11 protein-coding genes are annotated in these 15454 nt (G+C 51.8%); 1 reads left to right on the top strand and 10 read right to left on the bottom strand.

Translation table 11 applies throughout. The annotated features are described in order from the left end of the window. Positions 1 to 138: 138 nt before the first annotated feature. Positions 139 to 1539, bottom strand: coding sequence for a class I SAM-dependent rRNA methyltransferase (locus ACAN56_RS13605; RefSeq protein ID WP_379143410.1), 1401 nt, complete (start codon positions 1537 to 1539; stop codon positions 139 to 141). A 98-nt stretch (positions 1540 to 1637) separates the two neighbouring features. Here ACAN56_RS13605 and ACAN56_RS13600 point away from each other — a divergent pair, with 98 nt between their 5' ends. Then, positions 1638 to 2627 carry a Na/Pi cotransporter family protein gene (locus tag ACAN56_RS13600; RefSeq protein WP_379143408.1) on the top strand — a complete coding sequence of 330 codons (990 nt, stop codon included), beginning with the start codon at positions 1638 to 1640 and terminating at the stop codon, positions 2625 to 2627. Between the two features lie 197 nt (positions 2628 to 2824). On the opposite strand, the gene ACAN56_RS13595 is transcribed toward ACAN56_RS13600, so the two are convergent. From ACAN56_RS13595 to ACAN56_RS13555, 9 genes are all read right to left on the bottom strand, one after another. Further along, entirely contained in the window at positions 2825 to 5059 is a 2235-nt protein-coding gene (locus tag ACAN56_RS13595) for a hypothetical protein (RefSeq protein ID WP_379143406.1), read from the bottom strand. Positions 5060 to 5363: 304 nt separating this feature from the next. Next, positions 5364 to 6710 (bottom strand): tRNA (N(6)-L-threonylcarbamoyladenosine(37)-C(2))-methylthiotransferase MtaB, encoded by a 1347-nt coding sequence (mtaB, locus tag ACAN56_RS13590; protein WP_379143404.1) that lies wholly within the window; start codon positions 6708 to 6710, stop codon positions 5364 to 5366. Positions 6711 to 6713: 3 nt separating this feature from the next. Then, positions 6714 to 7478: an RsmE family RNA methyltransferase gene (locus tag ACAN56_RS13585; RefSeq protein ID WP_379143402.1), complete on the bottom strand. Its 765-nt coding sequence runs from the start codon at positions 7476 to 7478 to the stop codon at positions 6714 to 6716. 154 nt (positions 7479 to 7632) lie between these two features. Continuing rightward, positions 7633 to 8316: a site-2 protease family protein gene (locus ACAN56_RS13580; protein WP_038595457.1), complete on the bottom strand. Its 684-nt coding sequence runs from the start codon at positions 8314 to 8316 to the stop codon at positions 7633 to 7635. A gap of 2 nt (positions 8317 to 8318) precedes the next feature. Next, a complete protein-coding gene (prmA, locus tag ACAN56_RS13575) occupies positions 8319 to 9377 on the bottom strand; it encodes a 50S ribosomal protein L11 methyltransferase (RefSeq protein WP_379143399.1) in 1059 nt (352 codons plus the stop codon). A gap of 146 nt (positions 9378 to 9523) precedes the next feature. Further along, complete coding sequence (locus ACAN56_RS13570) at positions 9524 to 10102, bottom strand: DNA-3-methyladenine glycosylase I (RefSeq protein WP_379143397.1); 579 nt, start codon at positions 10100 to 10102, stop codon at positions 9524 to 9526. 191 nt (positions 10103 to 10293) lie between these two features. Next, on the bottom strand, positions 10294 to 11955 hold the full coding sequence (locus ACAN56_RS13565; RefSeq protein WP_379143395.1) for a DUF4179 domain-containing protein: 1662 nt from the start codon (positions 11953 to 11955) through the stop codon (positions 10294 to 10296). Continuing rightward, positions 11915 to 12475, bottom strand: a complete 561-nt coding sequence (locus tag ACAN56_RS13560) for an RNA polymerase sigma factor (RefSeq protein WP_379143393.1) — start codon at positions 12473 to 12475, stop codon at positions 11915 to 11917. Before ACAN56_RS13560 ends, ACAN56_RS13565 begins: the two co-directional genes overlap by 41 nt. Positions 12476 to 12804: 329 nt before the next feature. Beyond that, on the bottom strand, positions 12805 to 15237 hold the full coding sequence (locus ACAN56_RS13555; protein ID WP_379143391.1) for an EAL domain-containing protein: 2433 nt from the start codon (positions 15235 to 15237) through the stop codon (positions 12805 to 12807). Positions 15238 to 15454: the final 217 nt, after the last annotated feature.

Raw genomic sequence — 15454 nt, 5'->3', positions numbered from 1 at the left:
CTTTCTTCATCTGCAGCAGTTCCAGCCACCGGGCCGCCTCTTCTTCAGAAGAGAACGCCAGAATGATTATCAATGAAAAACGAAAAAAAGAGCCTCTTTACAGAGACTCCCGCAGAGCCGGCCTAGGGGCCAGGTTCGTTATTTCTTGCTGCGCACTTCGAAAATGGCAAATTTCAGATAATGCCCTTCGTCAACACCGAGAATTTGCGGGTGGTCTTTCCCCGCGGCCCGCCATTCAATCAGTCTCAGGACCTTACCGGCATCCTTCGCTGCTTCAGCAATGGTATCCAGGAACAGTTGCGGCTGCATGTGGTAGGAGCAGCTTGCCGTCACCAAATAACCGCCCTCATTGACCAGCTTCATGCCGTGCAGGTTAATATCCTTGTAACCACGGCAGGCACCGGCAACAGCGCTTTTGGTTTTGGCAAACGCCGGCGGATCCAGAATGACGACATCCCATGTGCGTCCGCCGCCAGCGGTCATCGGCTTCGCCGTATCGGCCTTAGCCGCTGGCTTGGCTCCTGTCTTAGCCTCTCCTGCACCGGTTGCCCGCTCCGTCCGCTCTTCCAGCCCTTTAACCTGATTGCGCAGAAAAGCAAAAGCATCATCCACCACAAATTCCACACGGTCTGTGAATCCGTTCAGTTCCACATTGGCCTTGGCGCTTTCGATCGCGTGGGCGGATACGTCGAGGCAGGTAACCTTTTTGGCTCCGTATTTGCAGGCATGCAGTGTGAAGCTGCCCGTATGCGCGAAGCATTCCAGCACTGTCGCACCGTCCCAATACGGGAAAGTAACCGGCTTGCCGCTTTTGTTCACCGGCAGGGTCTGAACCAGACCTTCATCCGTCTCGATCTCCTGCAGCGTAATTCCGCTGCGGCCGCCCCAGCCTTTGATCAGCGGAGCGATGGAAGCTCTATTCTCCCGCTGGTCGAAAAAGTAGCCCGTCTTCTGGCCTTGCTCGATGTCCACGATTACCTTCAGACCGTTCTCGCTTACAGTAATGTGGCGCGGACATTCCCCGTAGAGCACTCCGGTTCTTTGCTCCAAACCCTCCAGCTCCCGGACACTAACATCACTGCGCTCATAAATCCCGCGTGGATTCATCACTTGCACCAGTGCCTCCACAATCTCGGCGCGGTGCAGATCCATGCCCAGCGTCAAGAGCTGAACGACAAGAATCTCGCCGAAACGGTCAACAATCAGGCCGGGCAGAAAATCAGCTTCGCCGTACACAAGCCGGTACGCGTCTGCTCCCGGCAGAAAACGTTCCCGATGCTGCAGGCAGCTTGAGAACCGTTCCGCGAAAAAGGCCGTATCCATGACGGCCAGCGGACTCTGGGAGAGAATTCTCACCCGGATTTGCGAAGCCGGATTATAATAACCTGCACCCAAAAAACGCCCCTGGTGATTTAGCACATCCACCAATCCGCCTGCCTGCGGATCTCCATCCACCGAGGCCACCTCGCTGGCGTAGACCCACGGATGACCCTGCTCCAGTCTTTTCTTGCGGTTTCGTTCCAGAATAACCGATGCCAATGACTTCAACTCCCTGTTCGTGTTAATGATTTCATACATGTCCACTGCAATGCTTTCATATATTGGTGTACAACCCCCGTTCAAAGGAGCCTGTCCTTATGATCCGTGACCTGCTGTTCCCTATTATATATGGTCTAGTTATCTTTCTTGCCGGCATGAAGCTTATGGAAGCCGCGCTGTCGCGGCTTGCTGGACCCCTGCTATCCCGAGGCCTGCATAAGGCCACATCTACGCCAGTAAAAGGCCTCATAGCCAGCAGCCTGCTGTCGGCACTGCTGCAGAGCAGTACTGCCGTCACGGTGCTGACCATCGGCATGGTTAATGCCGGCCTGCTTACGTATGCCCGGACCCTGGGCATCATTCTCGGCAGCAACATTGGCACCTGCTTAACCACCGAGCTGATTGGACTGCAGATCAGCACGATGGCCACGCCGCTGCTGGCTGCCTCGCTCTGCGTCTGGGCCGTGGCAGTCATGATCGGCGAACTGCCGCCCTACTCCTGGCGGGCAGCGGGAGCCTGCCGTAAATTCTCCGGGCCGCTTCAGTTCATCAGCCTCGCGGTGGCCGGCTTCGCGCTTGTCCTGTGGGGCATCGCCGTCATGCAGTCGATCAGCCCCGCGCTGCAAGCCAGCGGACTGTTCCACTGGTTTCTTGGCCATGCTGCCACAAGCGCTCTCTGGGGGCTTGCCGCCGGAGCCTGTCTGACCGCAATGCTGCACAGCAGCGCGGCGGTCATCGGGATGGCGATGGGCCTGGCTTCCACCGGCGTGATGCCGCCGGAGCTGGGCATCGCCATCGTGCTTGGCGCAAATGTCGGCACCTGTGTCACCGCCGTAATTGCCGCAATCGGCGGCTCGCCTTCCGGGGTATTCGTCGCCTGGTCGCATGTGGCGCTCAACGTCGGTGGCGCACTGCTGTTCCTGCCCTTTATAGGGCCGCTGCAGAGCCTCGCCGCCTGGATCGGCGGCGGTCCCGCCGCACAGCTCGCCCATGCCCAGACGATCTTCAATGTGGTCTGCTCGCTGTTGGCTCTCCCGTTGTGCTACCTTCCTTTATGGTCCAGGCTGGAAAGCCGGCTCCAGCCGTGAGAACATGCGCATGGCCGATCGGGCTATCCCCGGACGCATGCGCTATCGCTGTACTATTATACTTCAATTGAGCCTTTTCATCTAATGAAAAGACGAAATGTCGAGCGCACCAGAAAAAAAAGAACTGCAAAGTGCCCCAAGGCGGCATTGCAGTTCTTTGGTCTTTCTTTGATTTTGCATACAGCAGTTTGTTGCTGCTACTTGACTATAACCGAAATTGTCACGGTCTTGTTATTGTATTTGCCTTTGAAAGAAGTGCTTCCCTTGGCCAGCGCTGTGATGCTGCCTGAGGAGAGCTTGGCTACAGACGGCTTCGAGTTGGTCCAGGTTATCAGACCAGTCACGTCTGCCGTTTTACCAGTATCATACAAGGCGGTTACCACAACGGTCTGTTTGCCTCCCGGAGCCATCTTCAGGCGTGATTCATTCACTGTCAGCTTGGTCAGCTTGGGAATCACGTTGACCTTGAGGCTGACGTTAATACCCTGATAAGATCCCGTTAACGTAGTTGTGCCTTCAGCCACGGCCTTCACGGAAGCGCCCTTGACAGTCGCTGCTGCCGGATTGGAGGATTCCCAATTAATCGTATTCGAGAAGTTGGCTGTTTTTCCGTTGGAGTAATAAGCTGTTACTTTTACCGATTTGGAGGCTTTAATGTTCATCTCCAGCGATGCCGGCTCAACTTCAAGCTTGGTAATCTTTTGCTCAATGGTCACCGGAATGGTGATTGTCTTGTTGGCATAGGTCCCTTTTAGGCTTGCACTGCCCTTTACCAATCCTCTGACCGTTTTTCCGCTTGTGCCTGATTTGATCACGGCATTCGTGCCCGTAATCTCCCAAGTAATCTTGTCGGAGGTCTCACGCTCATCGCCGTTTTCCATAACTACTTTAACTGAAGGCATAGCCTTCTCTTCGCCAGTAACAACCACCAGGTTGTCCTCAGGCCCGATCAGCACCAGCACTTTATCCAGAACAGTAAGCTTATATTCAACGCTCTTGTTGCGGATGTCCGCTTTTGAGGCACTGACGTTGCTTTCTTTAATTTTACCGATCAGTGTAACTGTACCGGCTGCTTTACCTTCAATCTTGCCATCCTTGATGGTAGCAACTTCTGCATTGTCAGAAGTCCACTCTATCTCCTGGCTCAGTTCAAGTTTGGTACCGTCGAGCTTGGTGCCATTTACCTTAGGCAAGCTTAAAGTGTCACCTTTGAACATTTCCTTTTCGGACTTTTCATTCTCTGCTTTCTCAACCTCTATGGCCGTGATGGTCGGAAGCACTTTCAGCTTAATCTCTCTGCTGACACCTTTATACTCCGCTTTGATAGTAGAGTCGCCCACACCCTTAGCCGTAATGTCCGCAGCGTCTGCTTCGGATTTGGCTGTGGCTACCAGTTGATCACTGGATGTCCAGGTGGCGTTCTGGGATACATTCAGCGTAGAGTTGGCAGCATCTCTGACCTCAGCCTTCACATCCAGCACTTCACCCATGAACAGCTTCTGTTCCTTGGAAGGCGTCAATAGAATCGCTTCATACGACGAGCGGACGTATACGTCTACGGAAGCTTTCACACCCAGATAAGCAATCGTGATTACAGTCTTACCCGTAGCCAGAACCTTGAGTTCTCCGTTCTTGACGGTAGCTACAGCAGTATTTGAAGAACTCCAGTCGCCTTTAGCCGTCACGTCCTCAGACTCCGCTTGGGTAGCGGCTTTGGTAGTTGCCGTCAGCTTAATCGCGCTATCCCCCATAAGGGTCTCGACATCCTTCACAACCTTATCATTCTGTTTGATGTCGATGTCGGTAAAAGCCATTTCAACTTCTGTCTTATATGTAGCCGTCAGGCCTTTGTATTTCGCAGTGATCGTTACCTTACCTTCTTTAAGAAGGTTGACTTTACCGTCCGATATCGTCAATACATTGGTGTCAGAGCTGGACCATTCAACATCTTTCGTAACATCAGTCGCTTCGGTGATGGACTTTCCTCCGAGTACCTTAGCTTTGATAGTCCGCTTCTCTTCACTGTCTCCCAGCTTATAGTTGCCTTCTTTATGCTCAATCTTCAAATCCTTGAATGGATGAGTCACAGAAACTTCAATCGTAGTAAGCATGCTATTATAAGTAGCTGTAATAATAGCCGTGCCACTGTCAAACGGCGTCAAAAGGCCGTTTACAACCTTTACAGCAGTGGTATTGGAAGAATTCCAGGTCACCGCACCCGTTACATCTCTCTTGGAAGAAGAACCTTCTACATTGGCGAACACCTTCAATTGCTTCGGTGTCTGGCCGACTACGATATCCAATTTGGCCGAACTCTCAAACTCAATCGAGTTGATATCTCCCTTTTCTGCAAAGACACTTACCGGAAATACTACGGTAGCCAGCAGCGCTATGATGAGAAGCAACTTCGTCATTTTCCTGTTCACAGTCATCATTTCTCTCCTTCATTGTGATGTTGTTCTGGGAGGGTACATTCCCACACTCTTCCACTACTATCGACATTTAGCACTGAAGACTTTAACTTTTCTTGAAATCAGGGGTCTTAAAAGCCCAATTAGGGACTTTATAACCAGTGTTTCCCATATGTTCCAGTACCAGCGCCTCATGTTGAAATTCAGAATGATTCGCATACGCGCGGCAGGCTCTTATGATCCAGTCTGCTGCAAACATGTCCCCCAACAAACAACAAGGACTTCATCCCTTGCAGGGGACGAAATCCTTGGTTCCAAGCTGTATTTATTGGCGGACCGCCTGTTTCAGGCCAGCTTGTGACATGCCAACCAGCTCGCCTCTGCACTCGTTGACGCCAGCTTCCGTAATCTTCACCTCGCACAGCTGTCCCTGCAGCGAATCATCGCCGCTGAAGAAAACCTGCAGGTAATTGTCGCTGAAGCCGTGCTGTGTGCTGCGGCCCGGGGCCCCTTTGGCCGACCGTTCAGGAATAACAGACAATGTCTTGCCGACGAACCTGCGCGCATAGGCAAGCTGCATCTCCTCGGATAGGTCGATCAGTTCCTGTACGCGGACGTTCTTAATTTCCTCGTCAACCTGGTTCAGCATTCGTGCCGCCGGGGTGCCTGTGCGCTTCGAATAAGGGAAGACATGCATCTCGGAGTAATTCACGGCCTTCATGAAATCATAGCCGGCGCGGAACATCTCCTCGGTCTCGCCGGGGAATCCGACAATAACATCGGTGGTGATTCCGACATCCGGCATCGCCTGGCGGATCAGCTCCATCTTGGCATAATACTCTTCGGTGGTGTATTTGCGGCGCATCGCTTTGAGCACCTCGTTATGTCCGGCCTGCAGCGGAATATGCAGATGGCGGCACATCTTGGAGCTGCGGTTCAGCACCTCAAGCAATTTATCGTCAATCTGGCTGGCTTCAATCGAACTGATGCGTACCCGCTCCAGCCCGTCCACCTTGTCCAGCTCCCACAGCAAATCGGCGAGACGGTAATTCTCCAGATCGTCGCCATAACCTCCGGTATGAATTCCGGTCAGAACAAACTCCTTATAACCGGCCTCCACCAGCTGATGCGCCTGGGCGACAATTGATTTCGGATCACGGCTGCGCGACAGTCCGCGTGACCATGGAATGATGCAGAAGGTGCAGAAGTTGTTGCAGCCATCCTGGATTTTCATAAACGCCCGCGTCCGGTCAGCAAAACCCGGCACATCCAGCTCTTCGAATTCACGCGTCTTCATAATGTTGCGGACGGCATTCACCGGCTGGCGGGACCCCTGGATATTTTTGACGTGAGTCATAATCTGTTCACGGTCCTGGTTGCCGATCACGAGATCGACCCCGGGAATATCAAGGATCTCGCCGGGTGAGGTCTGCGCATAGCAGCCTGTTACGGCGACGATAGCCTCCGGGTTGCGGCGCACGGCGCGGCGGATCATTTGGCGGCTTTTCTTGTCGCCGGTATTGGTTACCGTACAGGTGTTGATTAGATATACGTCGGCGGGCCCTTCGAAATCAACCTGCTCGTAACCTTCATTTTTGAATAGCTGCCAGATGGCTTCAGTGTCATAGAAATTCACTTTACAACCTAAAGTATAAAATGCTACGGATGGCATTGTTCAAGCTCCCCCCATTTCTCCGGATTCATACAGGATGCAGGCTGCAGCGACCATGCCGGCCGTCTCGCAGCGCAGAATACGCCGCCCAAGGCCTACCGGTACCGCTCCGGCCTCTTCGGCCGCGAGGCATTCCTCCGGGCTGAAGCCGCCTTCGGGACCGACAACGATCATTACCCGGCCCGGTGATTCCGGCGGCAGCGAAGACAACCAAGGTGCGGCGGCACTCCGCAGCTGCATCCCTTCTTCCTTCTCATAACAAAAGTAAACGGCATCATAGTCGCGGAAGCTTTGCAGCAGCAGCTTCCAGCTCAAAGGCGCATGCACGGCCGGCACTATATTACGGTGCGCCTGCTCCGCTGCCTCCTTGCAAATCTTGCGCCAGCGTTCCAGTCTCTTATTCTCCTTGCGCTCGTCATACTGCACTATTGTGCGCTCTGAGAGGAACGGGGCAAAGGCCACCGCACCGATTTCGGTGCACTTCTGAATGACGGTTTCCAGCTTGTCTCCCTTCGGCAGACTCTGGGCCACCGTAATCTTGATCCGCGGCTCATGCGTCATCTCCAGAGATTCCAGTATGTTCACTATAATCTCGCCGATCTCAATCGAAGAAATCTCCGCCAGCGCCTCGCGGGAAATGCCGTCGCTGACAATTAGCTTGTCTCCGGCTTTGCCGCGCATCACTTTAGCAATATGGCGGGCATCTTCGCCGTCAATGGTTACCTGTTCCGGGCCGAACTGCTCCGGTGCTACGAAATAACGCTGCATCTTCATCCTCATCCTGTCCATTATTCAGCGTAAAAGCGGCGGCGATCCTGCTGTTCAGGTCTCCAGCCGCCGCTCTACGCACTTGTAAACCGTCTAAAAATTCACATTACATCATACAACGTTTGCCTGCCTGTGAACAGCCCCTGTTCAGGCTTTACCCTCCGAACAGATTGAAGAACAACCGGAAAAAGTCGTTCCCAATTTGCAGTGCCCAGCTGTTCAGCGGTTCGATCGTATAGGCACGCAGGCCGGGGATAAAGATGATAAGCAAAAAGATAAAGACCGTCCACTGCTCATACTGCTGTAATTTTGCACGGATCGGACGCGGTGCCACATCCTCTACGATCCGGTAGCCGTCCAGCGGAGGCAGCGGAATTAAGTTAAACAGGAATAGGAAGAAATTAAATTGAATGAACATGCCAAAGAACCAGTACACTGCCCGCAGCAGCTGTTCATTCGTAATGGACTCAATGGCGCCGCTGGCATGCAGGGCGGCATATACTAGAGTACCGAGAATACCGAGCAGCAGATTGCTGATCGGACCTGCCGCAGACACGATAACCCCCATCAGCCGGGGGCGTCTGAAGTTGTCGCGGTTCACCGGAACCGGACGTGCCCAGCCGAAGCCGGCAATGAGCAGCAGGATGATACCGAATAGATCGAAATGCACTGCGGGATTGAGCGTCATGCGGCCCAGCAGCCTTGCAGTTGGGTCACCAAATTTATTGGCAAAATAGGCATGGGCGAATTCATGCACAGTAAATGCGATCACCAGGGTAATCAGGAAAAACGGAAGCTGCTGCAGGGGTACTACTAAAATTCTATCCAAAAAATCCATTTCTACCTCTTTCCGGCTGTAAAGGCCACCCAATCTTCTTCACGGGATACTTCCTTAATCTCAAACCCGGACGACTCCAGCGCCTGCGCCACGAGCCCTTCCTTATCTTTATAAATGCCGGAGGTGATATAGATGCCACCCGGCTGCAGGGCACGGTAGACATCATCGGTGAACAACACGATAATCTCTGCCAAAATATTGGCGACCACAACCTTCACCGGCAGTGTGACACCAAGACTGTCTTCAGCTTTTGGCTTTGCCGGAACAGCCTGCTGCGCGTCCGTATGACTGGCTCTTGCCGATGGCCACATATCTCCCGCCGCCGTATCTGCCGCGCCTTCACCGCCTAGCAGTGACAGCAGGTCGCTTTCTTTTACCGTAATGGAATCCTGCAGCCGGTTCAGCGCCACATTCTCACGGGCACTTTCCACAGCCACCGGATCCAGATCCAGCGCCAGCACAGACTTGGCACCCAGCAGCACCGCGCCTACAGCAAGAATGCCGGAGCCCGTTCCAACGTCAATCACTTCCTCATCACCGCTGATATGTTTCTCCAGTGCCCGCAGGCACAGTGCTGTCGTTGGATGGGTTCCGGTTCCAAATGCCATGCCGGGATCAAGCTCAATAATTTTTTCTTCCGGGCCGGCAGGGGTATATTCCTCCCAGGTGGGCTTAATCGTCAGCCGGTCCGATACGCGAAGCGGCTTGAAATACTGCTTCCAGGCATGCGCCCAATCATTTTCATCCACAGTTTTCCACGAAATCAGTGCTTTGCCGGGATCAATCCCGAACTCTCTCAGCTCTTCGATCCGTGGAGCCAGCTCTTCGATAATGGCATCCATCGGGACGGTTTCGGCATAATATCCTTTAATCACCGCTTCCCCTTCAGGGATATCATTCAGCGGCTCGTCGTATAATTCACCATAACGTGTATCCCGTACCTTATTCAGGGTTCCGGATTCCTCGATGGAAACACCGCCTGCACCGGCCTCATACAGCAGATTGGAAATCATCTCCTGCGCCTCTTCTGTTGTATGTACTGTCAGTTCATGCCATAACATCTTTGTGGATCCTCCTAAAAGTTTTGTGAGCGCAGCTTACGTGGTTATTCTTCGAGCAAAAATGGCTTCGGAAGCATACACAAAAAGTTTTGTGAGCGCTGCTTAACAGTATACCATTTCTTCCCCGGGTAGCGCCAAACTGCGGATCAGCTTCCGGAAAGCTGACTTTTGCTGCGGCAAAAGCATTCCTGTATATGATCGTCCACCATTCCGGAAGCTTGCATAAACGCGTAGCAAATGGTTGAGCCGACAAACTTCATGCCTTTTTTACGCAGTGCTTTGCTCATTTGGTCTGACTGGGAGGTTGTAATCGGCACTTCCGCTCTGCTCTTCCAGTTATTGATCACCGGCACCCCCCCGGTAAAGCTCCAGAGATAGTCTGCAAAGCCGCCCTCCTCCTGGACGATCTGCAAATACAAGGCCGCATTCCGGATGATCGCGTTAATCTTGAGGCGGTTGCGGATAATGCCCGGATCGCCCAGCAGTGCGGTTATTTTGGCTTCATCATATTCCGCGATTTTCACCGGATCAAATTCGTCGAATACTTTGCGGAAATGCTCCCGCTTCTTCAAGACGGTGTACCAGCTTAGTCCGGCCTGCATTCCCTCCAGCATCAACAGCTCGAACAACTTCCGGTCATCATACAGCGGTTTGCCCCATTCTTCATCATGATAAGCAATATATAGTGGATCTTCATTCACCCAGTCACAGCGGATCTCGTTCACCTGTCTCCTTCTCTCCTTTTTATGTCCGAAGAACATTATTCATAGACTATTTCTATCATCTCTTTATATTCTAAGCGCCATTACCCTGTATACACAAATAAAAGAGGCCTCCGTTTCCCCCAAGGGCCGGACAACCTCTTCTATTAAAGGTTTCTCTTTCAATTATTGTCTCCGCTTCATCACCCTGCCGGTTAAGGCAGCAGTTGCACCTGTATCATCTGATCCGGTTCAACCGTAATATAACTGCTGACATACATGGATGCTTTCGTCTGCTCATACCCCTTATACCTCTTTATAGCCGTGTTGTCATCATCCCCGGAGTGATTGGCTATCAGCGTTTCGCCTGCAAAATAGGAGTTGTTCCGGGTCGTTTCGAACGAAACGATTCCGCCAAAGCCTGGGGTCTGGCTCCCGGTCTCCACATATAAATCCCCATCGAGAGTGTAGTATATCCATTCTACCGGATAACCGCCTACCTGCGATGTTACCGATTGCCGCTTCCCGCTGATAGCTGTCAAACGGATGGGAGTCCGCTCCCCCTTATGATTGGTAATCTTGTATTTTCCTGTTAGAGTTACAGGGGTTTTCCCGTTCATTACGAGACCCGAAGGCCGTTCGAAGCGAATCGCTCCCTTATTCGGATCCCGTTCAGCTGTCGGCCATAATTCACCCTGCAGGCTCATACCTTGTACTTCAAGAGTTATCTTCTCATAGGGCAGATGAGCATAGGCTTCTCTGGTCCGGTAGCTGATCCGGATCTGGGTCGGAGTAACCACCATTTGCTCCAGGGTGATATCGTCGCTGCCAGTCTCCAGCGGCTTATTCAAAGCATATTTCGCTGTCCCTGTGTTCATCTGCTTCTTGCTCAGGTTCAGATCGAATGACCATTTCCCGTCCAGTCGCTCTTCTTCTTTCATATATTGCAGCCGATAGGCTGTGCTCTCATCCGAAACGTCGCTATGTCTATAGAATTGCTGGCTGATATATTCTCCGTTATCACCCGGCCGCACTTGCAGGCTGTCAGTAAGTTCCTTTACGACAGCTCCATCCCGGTAAGCAACAACCTGCGGCTTGGCCCATGCTGCAGCCTCCTCTTGTTCAAAGGTAATCTCACTGTAGACGAGCAGCCTATTATCCTCCCGGGGAAACATCTGCACATGAAGCGCCTGCAGGCCGTCCTGCGCAATATTGAAGCTCTGCGTTTCCCCGGTCGTATTGTCCACCTCCAGCTCCTGCTCCTGCCGGGTGAAGCTTTGCAGATCCCTTGCTATAAATTCTACCTTTGCCGTATCCCCCTCCGGTGTCCAGTTGCTCTCTACATAGCCGGTGTATCTGCCGCTGCCGGCATCCCACACCATATCTCTAAGAATCCCTTCGCTAAGCTTTCCCTGTTCATCCCTCAGAGAGATTCCTTTGAACTTCATGAATTCAGCCCGGTTATGTTCACCGGGGTTCAGGCTGTACAGAATCACCGTGCGGTTCTCATCCACAACCGCCGTATGCAAGGTCAGCGTGACCCCATCTCTTGTCACCGACTGTTCAAGCTCCTGGCCTAGGTGCTCGGAGAGTGCGGCTTGAATCCCGCTTTTGCCATGAAGCAGCCCGTTCCAGTCCACCTGAATCGCTGCATATACGGGAGCTGCAGCCAGAAGGGCTGCAAGAGAGAGCGCGACAACTGATTTCCGTAAGTTCCGTCCCTGGCGCTGGACCGATCTCCCCCGTGCCCGTTTGCTGTCCGAATCCCCAGTATGTCCAGCTTGCTCCATCCGTTCCCACATGCTTGCAAAATCGGGATACTCCATTCCGTGATCATTATTTAAGCGCAGTTTCAGCGCATCTTCCACCGATTTCATACAAAACCTCCTCCCCTGCCTCTGCATGCTCTCCTGCTTCCTGCAGCATCTTTTTCATCATTTTCAATCCTTTATGCTGTCTGGATTTGGCCGTCCCGACCGGGATGGACAACGCCTCCGCTATTTCGGCCAGACTGAAATCATGCATATACCTTAACGTAAGCACCGCGCGAATCTTCGCAGGAAGCCTGGACATGTAACTGCTCCATTCCAGCGCCGTTTCTTTTTCTTCAATTAAGAGCTCTACCGGAGTTTCAGCACGGCCTTTCAGCAGATGCATATGCTCAGCTACCTTCTGCTGCAGACTGCGCCGGCGTTTCAAGTGATTCAGGCAGGTATTGACTGTGATTTTCATAATCCATGCCCTGACATGCTCGACTTCCTGCCAGCGGCTGCGGAATACGGTGATAAACACCTCCTGGCATATATCCTCGGCATCTGCAGCATCATGCAGCATATAGTAGCAGGTCCGGTAGACAGCCTTGTTGTAGGCTTCGAACAATTCCCTATGGCTTTGCAAAGCACGCCCCCTCCTTTCTTGTCTGAGTTGTCTATATAACAATCAAACATGCAAAAAGGTTCATTTCTGGAAATCATACAACTCATATGCAAAGAAATCCATACTTGAGCAGCTCGGTAAAGGCAGCGTAGTGGCATAGGAGACAACGGGTTTGAGCGGGGGCTTTACCTCAATTCCCGCTTGTCCGGGCAGATCACAGCTTGAAGGCTTCAACCTGATAAAAATAAAAAGCCAGGAGATGGTCACGCAAGCCATAAATATGGCGTCCGCGGCTTTCCTGGCTTCCTCTTATCCTCTTTTGCGAATTGTAACTTTCGGAGATTCCCATCCTATACACTCTGTACGAGGTTCAGAAATAACCTCCCGATCTCGTCGGCCGGTAAAGGACGGCTGTAATAATAGCCCTGCACCTTTCTGCAGCCGCTCTCCACCACAATATCCAGCTGCTCTTTGGTTTCTATACCTTCGGCAATGACCTGCATATTCAGATGCCTTGCCATAGTAATGATGGTGGACACTATGGCCCGGTCATCGCTGCTTGCGACAATATCCTTGATGAAGGAACGGTCAATCTTCACTTTATGAATGGGATATAATTTCAAATAACTGAAGGAGCTGTAGCCTGTCCCAAAGTCGTCAAGGCTGATACGAATTCCGTTCCGGGTCAGATTGTTCAGAATTCCGGCAGATGCAGAAGCATTCATCATCATACTTTCCGTAATCTCCAGTTCAAGATACTGCGGAGCAAGCCCGCTCTCCTCCAGAATCCCCATAATCTCCCCATGCAAATTGTACTGGTGGAACTGCTGGGACGACAAATTCACCGCCACAGGAATCAGCGGGCCGCCTGCATCCTGCCATAGCCGCATTTGGCGGCAGGCTTCGCGCAGCACCCAGTTTCCGAGCTCAACAATCTGGCCGGTCTCCTCCGCATGCGAAATGAACAGGCCAGGCGGCAGGAGCCCTTTGTCCGGATGCTGCCACCTGATCAGTGCTTCTACTCCGATAATTTGATTGTTATCCGCCCGGATTTGCGGCTGGTAGTACAGAATAAACTCACCGCGCTCCAGCGCTTTCCGCAAATCGCCTTCCATTTTAATCCGCTGGAGCAGCTGCTCATCCAGATCGTCTGAGAAAAACTGATAATCATTTTTACCGTTTTTCTTAACCTCGTACATGGCAGTGTCTGCATTCTTGAGAAGCTGTACCTCATCTTGACCATGGCAGGGAAAGAAGGCGATTCCGATGCTTACCGTAACGTAGAAATCCTGCTCTTTCAGACGATACGGCTGCTCAATCGCTGCAACCATCTGCTCCGCAATGGCTGTTACATTCATGTTCTTCCGGGAGAACCGGCACAACATCGCAAACTCATCTCCCCCAATCCGGGCCAGCGTCACATTCTCGTTCACCACACTATGCCGGATACGGCTGCTCATTTCCTGGAGGAACAGATCGCCGTACATATGCCCCAATGAGTCGTTGATGATTTTAAACCGGTCAAGGTCCATAACCATAACAGCAAACGGCTCCATCGTTTCACTATGCGCTTCAATGGTTTGCGACAGCAGCTCATTGAACATTCTTCTGTTCGGCAGACCGGTTAACTCGTCGTGGAAAGCAAGGTAATGATTTTTCTCCTTGGCCCGCTTTTCTTCTGTCACATCTCTGGCAATTACATAGGTTCCGACCACCTGCCCGTCGACCATGACCGGAGCGTTAACCACACTGATCTCTACCCGGTGCCCGTCCTGATGGATGATCGCTGTTTCATAGCTCAGTTCCTCTCCGGCAAAAGATCTTGAGAACAGCTTCTGCATCCGCTCCTGCTCCTCCACAGCCACAATCGAGAGAATGAACATCATGTTCTGATCCTTAAAGGCACTTGAGCTGATTCCCGTGATTCTTGAGGCTGCAGGATTAAATCCGATAATGCGCATGTCCAGGTCAATCGAGATAATGCCGTCCTGGTTATTTTCATATAACGACCTGTACCATTTCTCAGTAACCAGTATCTCTGTGTCCTTGTTCGAGAACCGGCGGGAGATGAACATTCCGACAACTGATAACCACAGCGTGAACAAAGTCCCGCCTGCAATGACATAGGCAAGCCATTTCTGATCCAGGACAACACCGGTGATCCGTGCAGTATGATGCCGCGGCTCAAAGTGGACTGCCAGCATACCGGTGTAATGCATGCCAACAATCGCAGTTCCCATGATCAGACCGCTGCCCAGCTTCCTCCAATGATTGTCTTCTTCGCCATGATCAATAATATAGGAAAATAACCCGAGCGCTGCATAGGATGCAACAAAAGCTATCACGATGGACAGGACTACATATCCGGGAGTATAGGTAACATTAATTTGCATCGCCGACATGCCGATATAATGAATCGCTGAAATTCCAATCGCGGAAAATACGCCCGCTCCAAGAAATTGAAGAATGCCCTGCTTGCAGCGGCTAATCACGACAAGGGCGATGAAAGAGGCAACGACAGAACCCCCTACTGACAACAATACGGTGTTCAGATTATAAGCAACCGGAAACGGCAGCGATATGGCCAGCATTCCGACAAAATGCGTTGACCAGATCCCCACGCCCATAATTACTGCACCGCACATCAGCCATAGCCAACGTTTCTTCCCTTTAGATCTGCCTACTGCCCCTGCCAGACTTAGAACCGTATATGAAGCTGCTACCGCAATTACATATGAAAATAATACAAGCACCCTATCATGAGTACCATAGATATGCTCCACTTAAGTCCCCCCCCTCTCTGTCTTCGTTGTCTTCGTTTCTAAGAACTCCCCTGATCTTCTCCCGATAGTAAATATTTAAAATTTGCACTATTTCACTATTATTATCGACATAAATAGACCTAAATCGACAGATTAGAGAGTAGTTTTTATAAAAAAATTTACACTATAACTCAGCCTTCTCAAGCTCCTTGTTAGACGCCGTGTAGAGAGGTGCAAT

Origin of the sequence: Paenibacillus paludis, from assembly GCF_042610515.1 — a bacterium.
Classification (GTDB): Bacteria; Bacillota; Bacilli; order Paenibacillales; family Paenibacillaceae; genus Paenibacillus_AQ.
Note: the sequence above shows the minus strand (reverse complement) of the source record. Positions and strands in the feature narration are given on the sequence as shown.